This is a genomic window from Pseudobutyrivibrio xylanivorans (assembly GCF_008935055.1).
Classification (GTDB): Bacteria; Bacillota; Clostridia; order Lachnospirales; family Lachnospiraceae; genus Pseudobutyrivibrio; species Pseudobutyrivibrio xylanivorans_A.
Map to the genome: position 1 here is coordinate 2,151,690 of NZ_CP043028.1, position 21,322 is coordinate 2,173,011.

A 21,322-nucleotide genomic window follows, 5' to 3' on the forward strand; every position below is an offset into this window, starting at 1 on the left:
ATCCCCTGGGCCCCAACCTGTCGCCAGCCACCCATCCCATTCTCCTGCACAATCGCCAAATGTTGATTTTCTAAAAGCTGCATGTCGCTTTCTTTATTGGTGGGTGTTCTTCTCATTCTTTGCACTTCTGCTGCCACAGTATGCTTCTACACAGACACACATTACCTTTAGAATAGCCTTCCAAAGCAAGTTTAGGAATAATTGTGCGATTTTGGAATGAGCTTAGTAAAATCTTAAAGCAGGTTTTGCAGTATTTAAGTATGGGCTGCCACGGACGGCAGCCCAAGGCTGATAGTGAAACGGACTGAACTTGAAGCCGGTACTTAAATCTACAAAACCTGCTTTTGATTTTACTTAGCAAATGGAGTATGAGCACAATTATCCTAAACCTTGTTTGGAAAAGCTATTTGAATACTACAAGTGTCTGTGTAGAAGCATACAGTGGCGTTGAAGTGCAAAATCAATAGAAGAACACCCATGTAAAGCTCCATTAGCAGCTTAAGAAAATCTAACATTTGGCTCAAATGCTACATGAGAACTGGGATGGGTGGTTGGCGGAGGGCTGGGGCCCAGGGTTTGATATTGGGAAGGCGTGGGTTGGGAGGCTTGATACTATAAAATGGGCAGAAAAAACGGCCCCACACCGTGTGGTGTAGAGCCGCGGGATGTTTGTATTATTTTGATGCTTTTTCGTCCCAGACTGGTACGTCGATGCCGACCACGTCGGAGGTGAAGGCTGTGCCGTCTTCACGCTCAAAGTGCTCCTGGGCTTTCTTTACGTATTTGAAGCCGACGTAGAGCAGTGGAATGTTGCAGTAGGCAATGAGGATGTTTGCAAAATCTGAAAGATCCCAAAGTGCGCCCAAATCCATACCAACGATTGAAGTAAGCATACCGAAGCAGATAACTGCAATATCGATTATACGAATTACGTTGATGAAGATTTTGCTGCGGCTAATTCTGTTTGCGCAGATTTCTGAGAATGACATAAAGCCAAGTAAGCAGGTAAATGCAAACAAGCCAAAGCAAAGCGAAACAAGTAGTGTAACTACGCTGTTGAAGGCTGTGCCAGGAGTGAGCTCTTCAACAGAGGCGAGATACTTTGGAAGCTTTCCAAGCTCGAACCATACATCGCCTGCATCTGTGAGCCATACGCGACCCATGATAACAACGAAGCCTGTAAGTGTACAGATAACGATTGTATCAAGGAATACGCCGATGGCCTGAACACAACCCTGATCACAAGGATGTGCAGCATCTGAAGCAGCGGCTGGCATTGTGATGGTACCTTGACCAGCTTCATTAGACATAAGTCCACGCTTAACACCCTGCATCAATGCGATTCCGAAGGCTCCGCCGAAAACAGCTTCAGGCTTGAAGGCCTCTGTGAATACAGCATAGAAGAACCAAGGAATTCTTGTAAAGTTGATTAGAATAAGAATGATAACTGTAAGTACATAAACGATTGCCATGATAGGAACAAGCACGTCGGTGACCTTTGCAATCTTTCTTGTTCCGCCAAAGGAAACAGCGCAGGTTGCGATGATGACGATTACAAATCCAATCCAGTAGATTGCGTGGGTGGTTGGAAGCTCTGTTCCACTGATGATGCTTGCAATCTGTCCCATTGCAGAAACTGTGTTGAAGCCCTGAGCTGGGAAGCAAAGGATTGCGTAAATGATGTACATGAGTGAAAGAATTACACCGACAATTGCTGAATTCTTAAGAAGCTTTCTGCCATAGAAGGCCATACCACCGATATATTCATCATCCTTTTTCTCTTTGAAAATCTGAGAAAGTGTAGACTCTACAAAGGCTGTGGCCATTCCGAAAAACGCTGAAATCCACATCCAAAGAAGTGCACCAGGTCCGCCAACAGAGACGGCTCCAGTTACGCCAAGGATGTTTCCAGGGCCTACGCGCATGGCAGTGGAAAGGAAGAATGAAGCCAGTGGCGAGATACCTGTCTTCGCCTTGCTGTTTTTCAAAACCTCTATGCCATGTTTGAACTTTCTAATCTGTATGAAACGTAGTCTGATGGTGAAATAAATACCAGAACCAATAAGAAGAATAATAGCCAAAGTGAAATTTCCCAGAATAGGGATGTTGGCGTACCATTCAAAGTTTGTTGGAAAATCCCAAAATAAATCTGAGATTACCTGAATTTTACCGCAGACAGCGGTAATGAACGCTAATAATCCATCCATATCAAAATCCTCCCTTCTGATAAAAAGATTATAATTAAACTATACCAAAGGCAACCACTAAATAATAGGAAATAATAGATTTTTTAAAAAATCTGTGAATAAATGGTATAAGAATGATAAATAGAGTAAAATCTAATTTAAGCTATTTAGTTAACGTATTATTTTTGAGTATCCATTGAAAGGAGAAAATGTATGTGGACAATTGGTGAAATTAAAAATCAAGGTAAAGTTGCCTTTAGGGCAAATTATTGGCGCTGCGTGTTGGTGGCATTTATCTTGTCAATTCTTACAGCAGGTTCTGCAAGTTCTTCTGCAAACAATAATTCAGGCGATACATCATCAGTAACAAATGCATTTGAGGCTTTGACAGCTCCTGAGCAGTTGGCTTTGGGCGGTTTATTCCTTGGAGTATTCAGTGTAGCATTTATAATCGGTATTCTTATTCATATTTTCCTTCGCAATCCACTTCAGGTTGGTTGCTATCGTTTCTTCAAAGCAAATGTACAGCAGCCTGGTGCTGAGCTTGGAATACTTAAAGAGGGCTTCAGTGATTTCGGTCATATTTTTGTTACCCTTTTGTTAAGAGACATTTTCCTTTTCCTTTGGTTCTGCCTGTTTTTGATTCCAGGAATTATCAAATGCTATTCTTATAGAATGGTGCCATATATTATCAAGGATAATCCTGAGCTTTCAGCAACAGAGGTTATTACAAAGTCTCGCGAGATGATGAACGGAAATAAGTGGAGAGCATTCCTTCTTGATCTTTCATTTATCGGATGGATTATACTTGGTGTTATCACAGTAGGACTTGTATATGTTCTTTGGACAGCCCCATATATGTCAAGCACTGATGCAGCTTTGTATCTTGAGCTCTCAAAGGAGCAGTAGAAATTATTTTCAAGTGATGAATAAAAGAATGGACTCTCATTTTTTGAGAGTCCATTTTTAGTTTAATTCAATCTGTTGAGAGCAAGCTCAGCAGTGATGAACTGTCTGAAGGCAGCTGCTGCGGCAGACTCAGGCTTTGTCTTGTTTTGATAAAGGTTGATGTTTCGACAAATGCTAGGGTTATCAAGCTTTAGCATCTTTGCCTGAGTGAAGCCACCAAGGCCAGGGGCATCCTTTGGAATCAGGGCAACGCACTCACTCTTTGAAATCATTTCAAGAACGATGCTGTAGTGGGTGGTTTCCAGACGGCATTTTGGTGTGAAATTATATATCTGGCAGAAATCCAAAATTCTCGAGCGGTGTGAGTGTTCAGCTGTAGGCAGGATGAATGGCAAATCAGCAGCTTCGCCGAGAGAAACTACATCCTTTGAAGCGATTTTCATATCCTTATTCACTACCAGAGAATATGGCTCGTTCATGATGTTGGTCAGGAAGCTGAAGGAATCGTTGATGTCTCTGTTGTTTGTATCGTCAAAGTTTTCAGCCAGAAGATGATTTCTGTTTCCAACATATCCGTCTGCAAAATTGGCCTCAAAATCGCTTGAGGTGGCTCGGATGGCGAAGTCACAATCGTTCCAGTCCACGTAGTTGTCATAGGCATAGGATGTCTTTTCACAGAGAAGAATCTTTGGATAAAGCAACGAAAACTCGGAGATGAGCTTCGCTACATAGATACTTTCCACGCAGGTGACAAGAGAGAGTGAGCCTTCGGTGTCAGAATTGGTCTTGGCGGAAAGTTGGATTCTTCCAAGCTGGGTGAGAAATTGGTCGCAGGACTCATAGAAAGCGTGTCCTGCTTTGCTCAAAACCATGGAGCGGCCGATTCGGTCGAAAAGCCTCATATCCAGTTCATCCTCCATGGATTTTATGATTCGACTCAGGGCAGGCTGAGAAACATGAAGCTCCTCAGCAGCCTTTGTCATATTGCCAACCTCGGCAATTTTTCTAAAGTAATCTATTTGTGTAGTGTTCATCTATTTCTCCTATAGCTTTGAATTTCTGCCTTAAAGTCCCTGATTTGCAGACAGGCAATCCTTTGGAAATGATAATGTTACTAATTTCTTTGTCTTTATTTTATCAAATATTACCGAAAAAGCTATCAGAAGATAATACTCAATAACAAATATGTTATGAATAGATAGCAAAATGTGTATTAGACATAGAAATGGGGATGAAATATACTTAGTGTATAAAGATTGGTTAAATATTTAACAATATATAAAGAAAGGAATTATACATGGACAAGAATTTTCCAACTAACAGAAGTATTTGGATAAAGAATGAGCCTGAAATCGATGTCAACCAGTTCAGTAAGGTAGAGCTTGATATTCAGTACGCAGAAGAATCGGTTAATCAGATTTTGGATATCTGGTATCCAGACCAAGGCGAAGGTCCTTATCCAGTTGTAATCGTGTTCCACGGCGGTGCTTTCGCGGCAGGTCACAAGCGTACACATTACATCAAGAGCATGTGCAAGCCAATTTCACAGGGTTATGCAATTGCAACAGTTGAGTACAGATTATATTCAGAGGCAAAATGGCCTGCACAGTTATATGATGGAAAGGCTGCAATCCGTTTCCTTAGAGCAAACGCTGAGAAATACAACCTTGATCCAAACAAATTTGTAGTTTGGGGCAACTCAGCTGGTGGTAATGTTACCCAGCTTCTTGCTGTTACAGGCGACAATATGGAGATGGATGACCTTAGCATTGGTGTCGAGGCATCAAGCAAGGTTCAGGCCGCTATTGCATGGTACACAACAAGCGAGCTTATGAGTGCTGAGCAGTTTGGTTTCGATATTGCAGAAAAGAGAAACGCTACAGGCGCAGGAAAGGGAATGATGCCTGGTGACGGAAAGGGCAACAATTCAATGTTTGGAGAGCTTTTGGGCTACAACCCAGTTCTTTATCCAGACAGAACTATGAAGGCAAGTCCAATCACCTTCGTAACAGAGGATTGTCCTCCAATTCTTCTTCAGCACGGAACAAACGATATGGTCATCGATCCACGTCAGTCAATTTATATGAAGGATAAGATTGATGAAATTTGCGGAGAGGGCAGAGCTCAGCTTGATTTATTCGAGGGCGAGCCTCACGGAAGCCAGGTTATTAAGGCAGACGAGAACATCACTCACTGTATTGACTGGCTTGACGAAATTTTCTGGGATGGAAAGAATCCATACAGAGGACCATTGAAGGATATCGTAATCCTTCCACAGGAGAATTAATTTTTTAGGGAAAATAGAGAGGGAAAAGTATATGGCAACAACACTTTCGGTTATTGGCCTTCTTGTTGCAGCGATTCTGTTTATCGTTGTTATCTGGAAGGGACTTGATGTTTTCACATCAACAATTTTAGTTTCATTTATTATCATCCTTACAAGCTGGATGAACTGGTGGGATTCACTTACAAGCTACGCGGCTGGATATACGGGCTTTATCGGAAGTCAGATATTCGTACTTGTAATCGGTGCTGTATTTGGTGAGCTTATGGCTGCATCTGGTGCTGCTGAGTCACTTGCAAATATCATCACTGAAAAGCTTGGTGTAAAGAATGTAATTCTTTCAATCACTGTTATCACAACAGTATTCGTTTATGTAGGTATTTCTGGTTTCGTAGTTCTTTTCGTTATTGCTCCAATCGCGACAGTTATGATGAAGAGAGCAGGTTATCCATACAGAATGATTCCTGGTATCATCTTCATCGGAGCTACATGCTCAGCTATGTTACCATACGCAATCAACGTTACAAACACAATCCCTGCATCAATCATCGCTGAGCAGCTTCCAGGCGAGTCAGTTTCATTAGGAAGCGCTCCAGTTTTAGGTATTATCGCATTCGTTGTTTCTACAGCTGTAGGTTACGGTTACATGGTATACGCTGCAAAGAAGGCAGCTGTTGCTGAGGGTACAGTTGTTGATACAACCACTCCAGTAAAGATTGTTCCTACAAGAGATGACCTTCCATCAGTTGGTATTGCTCTTATTCCTTTCGTAGTGGTTATCGCATTAGTTCTTGCATTATCAAACATCGAAGCAATTAAGATTGATAACGCAAACGCAGTAGTAGTCGTAGCTATGTTCGTAGGTAGCTTATTACTTGTTCTTCTTTGCCGCAAGCAGATTGGCGACAAGCTTAAGGACACAATCGGCAAGGGTGTTCAGAATGGTGTTGGTGCAACTGTTATGGCTGCAGCTATCATCGGTTTTTCAACAGTTTTACAGACAAGCATCGGTTTCGAGGCTATCAAGAACTGGGTACTTAACTTCAACATGAACCCATACATCACTGAGTTCTTAGGACTTAACATTTTGGCTGGTATCATGGGAAGTGGAACAGCAGCTGTTCAGACATTCTTCCAGTTCTTCACAACAACACTTGTTCAGAAGGGTGCTTCTCCAGCAGCACTTCACCGTATCGCTCCAGCAGCCGTTACAGGTATGAATACATTACCAAACGCTGGTGGTATGGTTGCTCAGCTCAACTGGATGAAGATTTCTTTAAAGGATGGTTACAAGTATGTATTTGTAACATCTGTAGTTGCTCCAATGGTTGGCGCATTCGTAGCTTGCCTTGTTGCAATGGTTATGTATTAAAAAGCTTATTTCTAGTTTTTGGATTAGTTTTGGGGCAAGGACTCTCGGTATCGAGAGTCCTTTTTGATGTTATTCTGTGAAAAAATATTGTAGATATAACTAACTTATGTTAATCTAACAAATGCACGGTTAGAGGTATATAACTATAATTAGCACCGTGTAATCGAGAGGAGAATTTTGTATGAAAAACAAGTTAGTTTGTGGCAGGCTATTAGCCGGTACATTGGCTGTGGCCCTGGCTGTCACATCACCTTCTGCCAGCTTTTTAGCAATGGCTGCGTAGGAAACCTCTATCCAGGAGGATTTGAAAGAATCTAAGGAAGAGGTAAATGAAGAAATAGGAGACAAGTCAGAAGCTAAAAAGGAAGATGAGAAAAGTAGTTCTGAGCAGAGCTTAGAGAAAGAAAAGTCTTCAGAAGATGAGTCTGGTGAAAAGAAATTAGAAGAAAAAGAACTAACAGATAATAGATATTTAAAGGTACCCCCCGCAATAACAGTTTTGTTGTTGCGGGGGTACTTTTATGTATAATAGGTACCACAAGAAATGAAGTTTTTAACATGATTGATGTACTGCAGTACCTCAATACTATATTTTTACTTTATTACTGGGGTATGATTAGCTCATGTGATACCACCATAAATAAAGGAAATGAGCATCTTGAGGTATTAGAGAACCTCAAGATTGCTGAAAAGTAAATTGCTTGGGGTACCATTTGGAACCTTAGGTACCACAAATCTGTATATACTCTATTATATTGTGGTACTTCAGGTTAGCATGCCAACAAAAATAGAAAAAGCTTTGTAGCTAGAATCATATATGGAAAAGATTTATGTGGGATATACCACTATTCTGGTTGACTAGTAGATTAATAACAAGTAAACTTGGAATTTAATATGACTAAAAATAAAGCTAGAAATCAGATTAAGAAATTATATTTAATAGACAGTCTTGGTGGGCTCATGATAGGTGGTGCTTCGTGGGTGGCACTTTTGGCGGCAAGAGGCTTTAGTACAGTAGAAATAGGATTTGCGGAAAGCATTTTTCATGCGGCCAGCATCATGTTTGAAATACCATCCGGTGCATTGGCAGATGTATTTGTAGAATCTTAAACAATTCTTAAAGATTTAGATACTTGGAACTTAAAATAATAAACAATACAATGGTTTTGTGATTAATCATAAGAGAGAAACGTGGGAGAAAAAATGAACAATATTCTAATTTGCGATGATGAACAGGATATCGTATCAGCACTTCGAATTTATCTTGAGAGCGAGGGAATGAATGTGACCTCGGCCTCAAATGGAAGAGAAGCAGTGGAGATTATGAAAAGCCCAGCAGGAAAAAGTATGCAGCTCATCTTACTTGATGTGATGATGCCAGAGATGGACGGAATTGCTGCTATGGCTGAGATTCGGAAGGATTCAAATGTGCCTATCATCATGCTAACTGCAAAGAGTGAGGATGCGGACAAGGTTATCGGACTCACAGTAGGGGCAGATGATTATGTTACAAAGCCATTCAATCCAGTGGAGCTTATGGCAAGAGTGAAGTCTCAGCTGAGACGATACACATTGCTTGGCGCTCAGAACACAAATACAAATATCGTAAATGCGGATATCATTTCTGTAGGCGGTATTGAGCTGAATGATAAATCAAAGGAAGTTACATTAGATGGAAATCCTGTTTCACTTACTCCATTAGAATATGATATTTTAAAGCTCCTTATTACACATAAGGGTGAAGTTCTCTCTCCACGGGACATTTATGAAAACGTCTGGAAGGAGTCAGTTATTGGTGCAGAAAGTACCGTGGCTGTCCATATCAGACATCTCAGAGAAAAGCTGGAATATGATAGTGCCAACCCACGCTACATAAAGGCAGTATGGGGGCACGGATATAAGGTGGAAAATCTTTAATAGTCATAGTCCGTTTTAGGAGGATGAATTATGAAACGATTCTACAATAGAGCAGGAAAGATATTTTTAGGAATAACCTGTACCGTATTTACGTTTATTTTTGCTTTTAGTATTTTCGCATGCGGTATTTTTGGAAACTGGGGCCTGTTTTCAAGCAATAGCAATGAATTTAAAAACGAACTGAATAAAATGGCAGGCAGTGACTATGCTGCGTGGATTTTAGATAGCAAAGAGGATGGCTTTACTTCTGGAAGACTGGAAGGAATGAATTGCTACTACGGAGTTATCGAAGGAAAAGATATTGAAAATATTGATTTCAACAAGGATAGCTCTTACCTGTATAGAAATTTCAAGGATATTGAGGTTCCAAAAGACGCTTTTAAAGATTATTATGGAATCGGTGATGATACAGAAATCACACTAAATGAGAAGCTATTGGATCCTTGGTATCCGAACTATGTTAGAACAGATTATAGCAGAATATATACAAGCGTTAGTATTGATGGAATAGGCTATGATTTGATTGGTCAGAAGGCTTACGTGTTTGGAAATGGACGTTTTTATCCAATTCAGGATTATTATTATGCTTATGTAACCAGTGAACACCCTGAAGGAACACCTAATACTAATAATATTTATTCAAAAATCTGGGAGAATCGCCAGGCTGATATAGAAGCTGGAAGAGAATATGTTGACTACAACAGTACTGCCAGCACAGAGAAGGCTCAGGAAGAGGAAACATATTATGTAGTTGAGGATTCTGAGGAGACAGAAGAAGCAGAAAAATCAGAAGTCACAACAGATTATCTTCCCGAAGAGACAGTTATTGAAAATGGAGCACTGGGCGAAAGAGTGCTTTATATTGACGGTAAGGGCTATAAGCCACTATCAAGCTCAGTAAATGGATATGTTTTAAAATTAAATGCTGATGATGGCGCTACAGGCAAGCTTAGTTTAGAGAACGTCGCTGATTTATCAGATATTCATGGAGAACTTGCAAAATTAAAGCATCAGGTTTCAATAGAAAACATTTCATTCTTTGGTTTATACCAGGATAATCCTGATTTAACCTACTACACAGTGGTATGCTTCCCTAATGAGACAAAGCTTGCAGCTAACACTTACACAAATGATTTTTATGTTCAGGCAAAGGCTATTGTTGCTCTAGCACCAACCTTGAAAATATTACTTCCACTGGCAACGATTCTTTCATTTGCAATTGCATTGGGCTGTTGGGTAATGTTCTTATGTGCAGCAGGACACAAAAAGGGTGTAGAAGGAATCGTTGAAGGGCCAATTGAAAAGATACCTGCAGATTTAGCACTAGTAATAACTATAATTGCTGAATCCATAATACTAGCTGTTGCAGTATCACTCGTAGACGAATTAAGCTCCTCAGCCTTTGGCCTAATTGGAATGATTATAGCGGTCACAGGTATACTAGCAATGCTTATTGGTTTCTTGTGGAGCTCAAACATAGCCGTAAATATTAAGCTTCATCATCTTTGGGGAAACAGCTTAATATGCAGATTTTTTAGACTTATTAATAAATGGTTTTGGATTATTGATGGAGAAACAAAACAGATTCGTTCAACAGTAAAGTGGACAAATAGAATTTGGGGGATATTTATTCTAATAGCTTTTATTGAATTTATTTGCATAAATGTGACAGAGTCAGTAAATATTCTCTTATTCTGGTCACTAGAAAAAATCGCATTTGCGATAATATTACACAGACTACTGATGAGCTATGCAAAAATAAAAGGAACGGCACTGGCTCTTGCAGAGGGAGACACTACATCCCAGGTTGACTTAAATGGAATGCCACTTTTCTTAGAAGAGCATGCAAAGGCAATGAATGACATTCAGTCTGGTATTTCAGTGGCACTTGAAGAGCGAACCAAGAGTGAGCGCATGAAGACAGAGCTTATCACAAATGTTTCTCACGACATTAAGACTCCTCTTACCTCAATAATCAATTATGTTGACTTACTTTCGAAGGAAAAAATTGAAAATGAGAAAGCAACAGAATATCTTGAGGTTTTAGACAGACAGTCAAAGAGATTAAAGAAGCTCATCGAGGATTTGATTGAGGCATCAAAGGTTTCTACTGGGAATATAAAGTTCAACATAGAAAACGTAAATGCGGTAACTCTTTTAAATCAGTCCATCGGAGAATTTACCGACAGACTGGAAGCTAACAAGATATCTGTGGTCACCAGCTTGCCAGAAAAAGATGTATACCTGCAGGCTGACAACAGATATTTATGGCGCGTATTTGATAATCTTATGAGCAATATCGTGAAGTATGCCCAGCCTAATACCAGAGCCTACATTGATTTGGAGCAGGACGAAAATAAGCTTAGGTTTGTTTTTAGAAACACCTCTAAGGAAGAGCTGAATATTTCGGCAGATGAGCTTATGGAAAGATTTGTTAGAGGTGATAAATCCCGTTACACAGATGGCAATGGTCTTGGTCTTTCAATTGCCAGAAGTCTTACTGAGGCAATGGGTGGAACATTGAAGCTTTCCATTGATGGAGATCTGTTTAAGGCGGTTGTAGAATTTAACAAGAATTAAATATCAAAAGGTTTATGAGTTGTCAAATAGGATAAATAGATTTAAAATCATAAAAGACAAAGACGTCTGCTTTTTAGCGGGCGTCTTTTATTTTTTTCGGGAAGGAATACTAAAGTGAAAGATGGATTTATAAAAATTGCATGTGCTACACCTGATATTAAGGTGGCTGATACTGAGCATAATGCAGCTGAGATAGTTAGATTAGCAAATGAAGCATATGAGCAGGGAGTAAAGATTATTTGCTTTCCAGAATTATGTATAACTGGATATACCTGTGGAGATTTATTTTTGCAGGACACATTGCTGAAGGGTGCAGTGAAGGCCGCGGAAGATATCGCGTGTGCCACAGCAGAGCTGGATATTGTGACAATAGTTGGACTGCCATATCAGGTAAAAGGCAAGCTTTATAATATTGCAGCAGTGATTAAAGGTGGAAAGGTTATCGGTGCCACAGCTAAAAAGAATATTCCAAACTACAGTGAATTTTATGAGCTGAGACATTTTACGCCAGCTGATGACAGTCTGATGGAAGAGATTAGCTTTGGTGCAGCAGGCTCCGCAGTCCTTTGCAGTAACCATATTTTCACCTGTAAAGAAATAAGCAATCTAAAATTTGGAATCGAGATTTGCGAGGATCTTTGGGTGGCAGATACGCCATCAGTAAAATTGGCAAAAAGCGGTGCCACTATTATTTTCAATCTGTCAGCCAGTGATGAGGTGATTGGAAAGGCTGATTACAGAAGAAATCTTATTAAGGCAAAATCAGGAAGCCTTCTTTGTGTATACGCCTATGCAGATGCAGGTGTGGGAGAGTCCACACAGGATATGGTTTTTGCAGGTCATAATATTATTGCAGAAAATGGTACCGTATATGCGGAATCAAAAATTTTTGAAAATGAGATGATGATAGCTGACGTGGATGTGGACAGATTAGTACACGAACGTAGACGTATGAATACATTTAACGTAAATACGGATTATGAAGGCCATGAGTCAGTATTTTCATTAAAGCTTGAAGAGACAAATATAAAATTTGCTCCATCAAAGACACCATTCGTACCTACAGTAAAATATGATTTGGAAAGTCGCTGTGAGGAGATTCTTACCATGCAGGCAGTAGGTCTCATGACAAGAATCAGACATATTGGTTGTAAAAATGTAGTCTTAGGATTATCTGGAGGCCTCGATTCCACCCTTGCTCTGATTGTTATAGTTCATGCCTATGACAGGTTAGGACTTGATAAAAAGGGAATCCATTGCATTACAATGCCATGCTTTGGCACCACAGACAGAACCTACACCAATGCCTGCAGATTAGCAGAAGCATACGGTACGACACTTGAAGAAATAAATATTAAAGCCAGCGTCAGCCAGCACTTTGAAGATATTGGTCAGGATAGTAGCAATCATGATGTTACCTACGAGAATGGTCAGGCAAGAGAGCGCACCCAGATTCTTATGGACAAGGCAAACATGCTTGGTGGAATTGTAATTGGTACAGGTGATTTGTCGGAGCTTGCTTTGGGGTGGGCTACCTATAATGGGGACCATATGTCAATGTACGCGGTTAATTCATCGATTCCAAAGACACTCGTAAGATGGCTTGTGGAATATGAGGCAAACAGAACAGATGGAATTCTCAGCAGCACACTGAAAGATATTTTTGATACACCAGTCAGCCCAGAGCTTTTGCCACCAGATGAGGATGGAGAGATTTCACAGAAGACAGAAGACCTGGTGGGACCATACGAGCTTCATGATTACTTCCTGTACTATATGCTCCGCTTTGGCTTTTCTCCATCAAAGATTTTCAGACTGGCGCAAAAATCTTTTGAGGGTGACTACAGTCGTGAAGAAATTCTCAAATGGTTAAAGAAGTTCTACTGGCGATTCTTCTCTCAGCAGTTCAAGAGAAGCTGTATGTCAGATGGCCCAAAGGTTGGTACAGTCACATTATCTCCAAGAGGAGATTTTAGAATGCCAAGTGATGCAGCAGTAAATCTCTGGATGAAAGAAATTGAGGGGATTTAATAGAAAACAGTTGCATATTCTTTAAATTTCCAGACATGGACAGCTGGGTTTTGCAATTCCAGAGGAAGCTGCTGTTGTAGCAGCTATTTACAGGGTCGTTTTCTATGTAGGACAATTAGACTAAACTAACAAATATTAGACAAATATAATTATTTGTATTGTAATTGCTGAGGGGTAATGCTAGACTAAGCATGGTTAGGAAAATCTAACTAGAAAGTATAAAGAGGAAATAATCATGAAAGAGAAAAAGAAAAGTGTATTACCTCAGCTTTTTGTCTATGCTGGGAAGCACAAGTATCTCACGATTGCTTCTTGGATACTTGCGGGGATTAGCGCTCTGCTTGCGCTGGCACCATTTTATTTTATTTGGTGCATCATTAGGGAGGTTATAGAGGTACGCCCAGACTTCAGTCAGGCCACACATATTAAAACCTATGGCTGGTGGGCTGTGGGAATGGCTGTGTTATCCTTCCTCATTTATATTGCTGCATTAATGTGCTCTCATTTAGCGGCATTCAGAGTTCAGGTAAATATGAGAGTCGCTTTGATGGAACATATTATGAAGCTTCCAATGGGATACATTGAATCTGAAGGAAGCGGCAAGATTAGAAAAATTGTTGCAGATTCCACTGCGGCTACAGAAACATATCTGGCCCATAGTTTGCCAGATAAGGCAGTAAGCTATGTTACTCCTGTTGGACTTCTTGGAATGCTTTTGTTTTTCGATTGGAAAATCGGATTAATTTGTCTGATTCCAGCTGTGCTTGCATTTCTTTCAATGGGATTTATGATGGGACCAAAAATGGTAAAGGCAATGTCAGAGTATCAGGATGCTTTGGATGAAATGAGTGCAGAAGCAGTAGAGTATGTGCGAGGAATTCCTGTGGTTAAAACCTTTGGCCAGTCGGTATTTTCATTTAAAAGATTCAAAGAGGCTATAGATAAATACGAGAATTGGACAGTGAGTTACACCACCTCGGTTCGTATTCCAATGACTGCATTTGTCACTCTTGCCAACGCAGTGTTTGCTGCGCTTGTGGCTTGCGCATTTATATTTGCAAGAGATAGCATCACAAATCCCTTCTTATTTAACATTCTTTTCTATATCATCATCACACCAATCCTTACAGTTACTCTTTTGAAAGTGGCTTATTCCGGTGAAAGCGAGATGATAGTGAGAGATGCGTTACAGAGAATGTACAGCATTCTTAATGTAGAGCCTTTGAGTGAGGCAGCTAATCCAAAGAAGCCAGCCGATTCAAGCATAGAGCTTAAGGATGTCACCTTCTCTTATAGCGAAGATAAGAGGAATGCTATTGAAGGTATAAATCTTTCAATAAAGCCAGGCCAGCATATTGCATTAGTTGGACCTTCTGGTGGAGGAAAGACGACTCTTGCATCGTTAGTTGCAAGATTTTGGGACGTGAAAAATGGTTCTATAAAAATAGGTGGTGTAGATGTAAAAGATATTGCAACATCAGAATTAATGAATCAGGTTTCCTATGTTTTCCAAGATAGTAAGCTTTTAAAGATGTCAATTTTGGACAATGTTCGAATGGGAAATCCGGATGCTACCGAGGCAGAAGTAATGCAGGCTTTGAAGGATGCCCAGTGCATGGATATAATCGAGAAGTTCCCAGAAGGAATTCACACAATGATTGGTTCAGAGGGGGTATATGTATCTGGTGGAGAGGCTCAGCGTCTTTCTATTGCAAGAGCCTTCCTGAAGAATTCTCCAATTTTGATTTTGGATGAGGCTACCGCATTTGCGGATACGGACAATGAAGCAAAGGTGCAGCAGGCCTTCGCAAATCTGTCAAAAGACAAGACAGTAATCATGATTGCCCACAGACTTTCTACAGTTGTGGATGCTGACAGGATACTGGTTCTTTCAGATGGAAAGGTCATCGAGGAAGGTAAACACGAGGACCTTATTAAGCAGTCTGGCACATATAGTCATATGTGGTCCGAGTATAACAAGTCAATCAATTGGAAGGTAGGTAAGAGCGCATGAGTTTAGAAGAAAAGTTACAGCACAAATATGCACTTTCCGAAAAAGGTGCTAAGGATATGGTTACTGCATTTGTGGCGTGTACAGTTGGAAACCTTGCCCAGATGTTACCTGTGGGAGTTCTGGTTGCTTTTACAACGGATTTATTTAATGGCAGGACACCTGCGGAAAGACCATTGTTTTATCTAGGCGGAATATTAATATGTCTAGCAGTTGTTTTCGCCAGCCAGTATTATCAGTACGGTGCTACGTTTTATTCTACCTACATTGAAAGTGGTGTTAGAAGACGTAGTCTTGCAGAAAAGCTTCGCAGAATTCCATTATCATTCTTTAGCAAAAAGGATTTAGCTGACTTAACAAATACTATCATGATGGATTGCGCAGTGATTGAAACTGCTTCCTCACACTGGCTTCCAGAGTTGATTGGAGCAATGATTTCAACAGGCGTTATTGTAATCAGTTTATTCTTCTTTGATTGGAGAATGGCATTTGCAGCTGTATGGGTAGTTCCAATTGCTTTCTTTGTTGTTATTTACTCAAGAAGCATGATGCATAAGCTAAATAGAAGGGGCAGCAAATATAGAGTTGCATGCCTTGATGGAATACAGGAAGCACTTGAAACAGTAAGAGATTTAAGAGCCTACAACGCCCAAGAGGAATACATGGTGGGCCTTAAGAAAAAGATAAAGGCAGTTGAAAATCATAACATTGTGTCTGAGTATACCAATGCTGCATTTGTTTGTAGCGCTCAGATGATGTTGAAACTTGGAATAGGCACAGTGGCAGTGGTTGGTTCAGGCCTTTTGATTTCAGGCGAAATTAACGTAATTACGTTTTTTATGTATCTGCTTGTAGTTTCCAGAATGTACGAACCGCTTCAGGTTTCATTACAGAACCTTGCAGCCCTTATTGCTACCGATACTCAGTGTGAGCGAATGGATGAAATCCTTTCTCATCCAGAGCAGACAGGTGTCGAGAAGCTTACAAACAATGGATATGACATTGAATTTAAGGATGTTAAATTCGCCTATGAAGATGGTGAGGCAGTTTTAAATGGGGTCAGCTTCACAGCAAAGCAGGGCGAGGTTACAGCACTTATTGGCCCATCAGGCGGTGGAAAGACTACTGTATCAAGACTTGCTGCCAGATTTTGGGATATTGATTCAGGACTTGTTACAGTTGGCGGAATGGATATAAGCAAGGTGGATCCGGAGACACTTCTTTCAATGTATTCAATTGTGTTCCAGGATGTTACGCTGTTCAACAACACTGTTATGGAAAATATCCGAATTGGCAAGAAGGATGCGACCGATGAAGAGGTTATTGCAGCAGCAAAGCTTGCCCGTTGCGATGAATTTGTTGATAAGCTCCCAGAGGGCTATAACACAATGATTGGTGAAAATGGTTCAGAGCTTTCTGGTGGAGAGCGTCAGCGTATTTCAATTGCCAGAGCATTTCTAAAGGACGCACCAATAATTCTGATGGATGAGGCAACAGCATCACTTGACGTTGATAATGAATCACTTATTCAGGAGGCAATCTCAGATTTGATTAAGGATAAGACAGTTCTTGTAATTGCCCATAGAATGCGTACCGTTGATGGTGCTGACAAGATTGTAGTTCTTAAGGATGGCGTAGTAGCAGAGCAGGGCGCACCTTCAGAATTACACGGTGTTAAGGGAATCTATTCTCATATGATAAATATGCAGATGGAAACAGATTCTTGGAAAATGGCATAAAATAAATGTTGCTGTTCATGGATTTTTAGTTAGCATGGCTACCCTGCCTTGGCCCTGCTGGTATAGGTGAATTTGAGCAAAATAAGTGATTCTCTTAATGCTGCTAATGTAGCTTCAAGTGGGTGTCCTTTTGTTGATTTTGCACTTATAATGATTTGTTTTTACTACACAGACATAAGAAAAATATAAAGCTTCAAACATACTTAGAATAATTGTGTTCATATTACATTCACCAAGTAAAATCAAAAGCAGGTTTTGGAGATTTTACTAGGTTCATTTCAAAATCACACAATTATTTCTAAGTATGCTTTGAAGCTTTCTGTTATACCAGATGAGTCTGTGTAGTAAAAACAAATCTGCTATAAGTGCAAAGAATTGAAAGAACACCCATCAATCAAAGAAGCTACATGCAGCATTTAGAGAATCCATATTTTGTGATTGAACCTATACCAGCAGGGCCAAGGCAGGGTAGCCATGCTCATTAGAGTAGATCATGAACAGCAACAATTATTATAAAATTGAAAGCTGGCATAAAAAGTGCTTACATGATTTGAATAATCATGATATAATCCTGAGAAGTTACGAAAAATGAAGATAAAAGTAGGTATCATTGGAAACGCACACCACCTGTGGTGATAACGAACAACACACTTAAATCTTCTCTTGGTAAATGAAAGGAGAAAATTTAGTATGTTACCACAGAATAAGTTTCAGGATGTTATTTTTACACTTTTTATGGCCTTTGTTATGGTCTACGCAATGATTTGCTACAATATTGCTCTCAATGTTGGCGGCCTTCAGAATTATGTATTTCTTGCTGCTTTCAAAGAGCTCATTATCATGTGGCCAATCGCTGTTGTGCTTGAGCTTGCATTTGTAGGAAAGCTTGCACAGATTCTTGCCTTTAGATTTGTTACTCCAGGCAAGGACCCAATGATTATGATGATTCTTGGAATCTCTGCAATGTCTGTTTGCCTTATGTGCCCACTTATGAGCCTTGCAGCAACAATCCTTTTCAAGGATGCAGGCAGCCAGTTCATCGCAGTATGGCTTCAGACTACAGCCTTCAATTTCCCAATGGCACTTTGCTGGCAGATTTTCTTCGCTGGCCCATTTGTAAGAAATGTGTTTGGATTCTTCGTAACGAGATTCTCAAAGAATGTTTCGGTAGAAGCTAAGAAAGCTGCATAATTTATATGAAAGTCAAAGGTTACTATTCACAGTTATAAATATTCAAGGATGTATTCTTGTCAAGCTTGCTTGTAAAAGAATAATCATTGAATAGTAACAGTCAAAGGACTCCCTGGTGGGAGTCCTTTTTTGGAATAATAACCAGCAGATAACTAGAGGAAAATGACAAAGAATTAACAATATATTTGTGGATAGTGACAATTAAGAAGAAAAACCCTTGACTAGTATACAAGTTTGTGTTGTATACTAGTTTTTGATATTATAAGCACTGTAAACTAGTTGGGGGTTACACCTATATAAGCAAATGCGAGGATGAGCAAATGAAAAAAATTGAACGATTTAGTTCTGAAACAGCAAGAGAGTATGCATTGCGAGCAATTACTGAAAACATTACCTCGATTGATTTGGAGCCGGGGCAGGCTATCAGCGAAAATGAGGTAGCGGCATTTCTTGGGGTTAGCCGCACGCCAGTCAGGGAGGCGATTCAGGAGTTGCACAAGGCTTCTCTTATAGAGATTTATCCTCAGCGAGGAAGCTATGTTTCGCTGATTAATTCTCAGTTCGTTGAGGAGGCAGTGTTCTTAAGAAAGATTCTTGATACCGCAGTTATAGAAGAAGCCTGCGAGCTAGCCACTGAAGAGGACATCAGGCAGATGGCAGACAATGTGGCGCTTCAGGAATTTTATCTTGAAAAGGATAATACCGCAAAGATTTTTGAGTTAGACAATGAGTTCCATAGAATGATTTATGTGGCAGCAAAGAAGGAGACTCTCCACACCATGCGTCGCACAATCATGATACATTTTGACCGTGTACGAACCCTGTCTATGCTTACTGTAAAGGATAAAAAGATAGTTGGAGATCATCGTCTCATGCTTGAAGCTATTCAGGAGAAGGATAAGGTTAAGGCAACAGAGATTGTTGAGAAGCATTTGAACCGCTACAGAGTGGATCAGGAAGAGCTTATGAAGAGCTGCGCGCAATATTTCGAAACAACATAGCAAGAATTAATAGACAATATGAAAAATTCGTGTAAAACAACCAAATTGCAATTGGCAATTTGGTTGTTTTTTTAGAATAGACTTTCAGCTCATTTCAAACTAATATACTTGTATACTAGTTTACAGAAGTTAGAGATGGAGGAGAAAAATGAAAGTTATGACAGCGGGAAATTCAGTTGCAGCTACAGCTGAAAAAACCAACTGGAAAGCCTATTTGAAAAGATATTGGCAGCTGTACGTGTTATTAATTTTGCCAATGATCTATTTCCTGGTTTTCAAGTACATTCCAATGAAATACGTACTGATAGCTTTTAAGAAGTACAGTATCGTACAAAAGGTTGGAGAGATGCCTTGGGCTGACAATCACGGATTTCAGTATTTTATTCAGGCCTTTCATAATAGGGATTTCTTAAATGCTTTGAGAAATACTGTTGGACTTAACCTTTTGGATTTGGTAATCGGTTTTCCAATTCCTATTATTTTTGCTTTGATTTTGAATGAGTTGAATGTTAAGTGGTTCAAGAAAACAATTCAGACAATCGCTTACATGCCACACTTCCTTTCATGGGTTATCATTTACGGTTTGGCAATTCAGCTTTTTGCACCAAGCAACGGACTTGTAAATATGTTCATCACAAAGCTTGGAGGCGAGACGGTTCCATTCCTTAATGATCCAGGAAAATGGGTAGGAACTTACATCTTCCTTGGAATTTGGCAGAGCTTTGGTTGGAACTCAATTATTTACCTGGCAGCAATCGCAGGAATATCACCAGAGCTTTACGAAGCAGCTTCAGTTGATGGAGCAGGACGCTTCAAAAAGATGTGGCACATCACATTGCCAGGAATCAAGAGCACAATCGTAGTTCTTCTTATCATGGCACTTGGTAATATTTTAGGTTCAGCCTTTGATAGACCATTCGCATTGCAGAACAATCTGGTAATGCAAAACGCTGAGGTTATTTCAACCTTCGTTTACAAAAACGGTATCAAGGGATTGCAGTTCTCACTTACAACTGCAGTTGGTCTGTTCCAATCAGTAGTTGGTGTATTTTTCCTTCTATTTGCAAACTGGTTGTCTCGTAAGCTTGGCGAGCGCGGAATTTGGTAGGAGGTGTGAAGATGGCAAGAGGATTAGCTATGACTAGAAAATTTAACACAAAGGGCTTCGCACTTTCTAAGAAAAAAGAAGCAGACGAAGATTCATCAATTACAAGAATGGTTAAATCAGATGGAACAAAAGCAGGTGACCTGGTATTCATTATCATCTGCGTAATCATCGGTCTGATTTGTATCATACCAATGATAAACCTTTTAGCTCGTTCACTTTCAGCTTCAGACTTCCTTGTAAAGAGAGAGGTTTATCTGATTCCAAAGGGCATCAATTTGGATGCTTACACAACAGTTTTGGGAGATCCAAAGTATATTAAAGCATTCGTTTGGACAGTATTCCTTACAGTGATTTGTACCTTCCTTTCGCTGACAATGACAGTGCTTTGTGCATACCCATTGATTTTCAGCAAGCTTAAGGGACGTTCATTCTTTAATATCGTAATTACGATAACAATGTTCTTTAACGCAGGTACAATTCCAAACTACTTACTTATGAAGGAATTGAACCTCCTTGATAATCCATTGGTACTTATTGTTCCAGGATGCTTGAGCGTATACAACATGATTATCATGCGAAGCTTCTTCTATGGAATTCCAGATTCCCTTAGAGAGTCAGCAGAAATCGATGGTGCATCATTCTTTAGAATTCTTTGGAGCATTTACCTTCCACTTTCAAAGCCAGTAATTGCAACACTTGCACTTTTCTATGCAGTAGGAAGATGGAATGGTTACTCAGATGCTTTGATGTATATGAAGAACAAGGATTTCTATCCACTTCAGTTATTGCTTTACAACATTTTGAACAACATGAATTCAGTAGAGGTAGCAACACAGGAAGGCTTCTCAACACCAGGTCTTTCAGAATCCCTTAAGGCGGCAATCGTTATGTTCTCAACGATTCCAATCCTTTGCATATACCCATTCTTACAGAAGTACTTCATTCATGGTGTAACACTTGGGGCAGTTAAGGAGTAGAAATGAGTTTTTATCA

Annotated in this window: 17 protein-coding genes; 15 read left to right on the plus strand and 2 right to left on the minus strand. The window is 39.9% G+C overall.

Features of this window, described 5'->3' with window-relative positions:
- Positions 1-674 precede the first annotated feature (674 nt).
- Positions 675-2,207 carry an alanine/glycine:cation symporter family protein gene (locus FXF36_RS09815; protein WP_151623635.1) on the minus strand — a complete coding sequence of 511 codons (1,533 nt, stop codon included), beginning with the start codon at positions 2,205-2,207 and terminating at the stop codon, positions 675-677.
- A gap of 192 nt (positions 2,208-2,399) precedes the next feature.
- Here FXF36_RS09815 and FXF36_RS09820 point away from each other — a divergent pair, with 192 nt between their 5' ends.
- Positions 2,400-3,095, plus strand: coding sequence for a DUF975 family protein (locus tag FXF36_RS09820; protein WP_151623637.1), 696 nt, complete (start codon positions 2,400-2,402; stop codon positions 3,093-3,095).
- A 62-nt stretch (positions 3,096-3,157) separates the two neighbouring features.
- Here the strand turns inward: FXF36_RS09820 and FXF36_RS09825 are convergent, their stop codons facing one another.
- Complete coding sequence (locus tag FXF36_RS09825; RefSeq protein WP_151623639.1) at positions 3,158-4,129, minus strand: LysR family transcriptional regulator; 972 nt, start codon at positions 4,127-4,129, stop codon at positions 3,158-3,160.
- A 263-nt stretch (positions 4,130-4,392) separates the two neighbouring features.
- On the opposite strand from FXF36_RS09825, the gene FXF36_RS09830 reads away from it, so the two are divergent.
- The 14 genes from FXF36_RS09830 (at position 4,393) to FXF36_RS09890 (ending at position 21,306) form a co-directional block, all read left to right on the plus strand.
- A complete protein-coding gene (locus tag FXF36_RS09830; protein WP_151623641.1) occupies positions 4,393-5,382 on the plus strand; it encodes an alpha/beta hydrolase in 990 nt (329 codons plus the stop codon).
- Positions 5,383-5,413: 31 nt separating this feature from the next.
- Positions 5,414-6,751 carry a GntP family permease gene (locus FXF36_RS09835; RefSeq protein WP_151623643.1) on the plus strand — a complete coding sequence of 446 codons (1,338 nt, stop codon included), beginning with the start codon at positions 5,414-5,416 and terminating at the stop codon, positions 6,749-6,751.
- Between the two features lie 304 nt (positions 6,752-7,055).
- A complete protein-coding gene (locus FXF36_RS09840) occupies positions 7,056-7,280 on the plus strand; it encodes a hypothetical protein (RefSeq protein WP_151623646.1) in 225 nt (74 codons plus the stop codon).
- A gap of 29 nt (positions 7,281-7,309) precedes the next feature.
- Positions 7,310-7,447 carry a hypothetical protein gene (locus FXF36_RS16330; RefSeq protein ID WP_167511354.1) on the plus strand — a complete coding sequence of 46 codons (138 nt, stop codon included), beginning with the start codon at positions 7,310-7,312 and terminating at the stop codon, positions 7,445-7,447.
- 198 nt (positions 7,448-7,645) lie between these two features.
- Positions 7,646-7,861, plus strand: coding sequence for a hypothetical protein (locus FXF36_RS09845; protein ID WP_151623648.1), 216 nt, complete (start codon positions 7,646-7,648; stop codon positions 7,859-7,861).
- A gap of 93 nt (positions 7,862-7,954) precedes the next feature.
- Positions 7,955-8,668, plus strand: a complete 714-nt coding sequence (locus tag FXF36_RS09850; protein WP_151623650.1) for a response regulator transcription factor — start codon at positions 7,955-7,957, stop codon at positions 8,666-8,668.
- Positions 8,669-8,698: 30 nt separating this feature from the next.
- Positions 8,699-11,248, plus strand: a complete 2,550-nt coding sequence (locus FXF36_RS09855; protein WP_151623652.1) for a sensor histidine kinase — start codon at positions 8,699-8,701, stop codon at positions 11,246-11,248.
- Positions 11,249-11,362: 114 nt separating this feature from the next.
- Entirely contained in the window at positions 11,363-13,279 is a 1,917-nt protein-coding gene (locus FXF36_RS09860) for an NAD(+) synthase (RefSeq protein ID WP_151623654.1), read from the plus strand.
- Between the two features lie 235 nt (positions 13,280-13,514).
- Positions 13,515-15,293: an ABC transporter ATP-binding protein gene (locus FXF36_RS09865; protein WP_151623656.1), complete on the plus strand. Its 1,779-nt coding sequence runs from the start codon at positions 13,515-13,517 to the stop codon at positions 15,291-15,293.
- The gene (locus FXF36_RS09870; RefSeq protein ID WP_151623658.1) at positions 15,290-17,029 is read left to right on the plus strand and encodes an ABC transporter ATP-binding protein; all 1,740 of its coding nucleotides are present in this window, start codon (positions 15,290-15,292) and stop codon (positions 17,027-17,029) included. The genes FXF36_RS09865 and FXF36_RS09870 overlap by 4 nt, the downstream gene beginning before the upstream one ends.
- Before the next feature lie 690 nt (positions 17,030-17,719).
- The gene (locus FXF36_RS09875; protein ID WP_151623660.1) at positions 17,720-18,220 is read left to right on the plus strand and encodes a DUF2798 domain-containing protein; all 501 of its coding nucleotides are present in this window, start codon (positions 17,720-17,722) and stop codon (positions 18,218-18,220) included.
- 320 nt (positions 18,221-18,540) lie between these two features.
- Positions 18,541-19,221: a GntR family transcriptional regulator gene (locus tag FXF36_RS09880; protein ID WP_151623662.1), complete on the plus strand. Its 681-nt coding sequence runs from the start codon at positions 18,541-18,543 to the stop codon at positions 19,219-19,221.
- 148 nt (positions 19,222-19,369) lie between these two features.
- A complete protein-coding gene (locus FXF36_RS09885; protein ID WP_151623664.1) occupies positions 19,370-20,329 on the plus strand; it encodes an ABC transporter permease in 960 nt (319 codons plus the stop codon).
- Positions 20,330-20,340: 11 nt separating this feature from the next.
- Positions 20,341-21,306, plus strand: a complete 966-nt coding sequence (locus FXF36_RS09890; RefSeq protein ID WP_243143491.1) for a carbohydrate ABC transporter permease — start codon at positions 20,341-20,343, stop codon at positions 21,304-21,306.
- Positions 21,307-21,322: the final 16 nt, after the last annotated feature.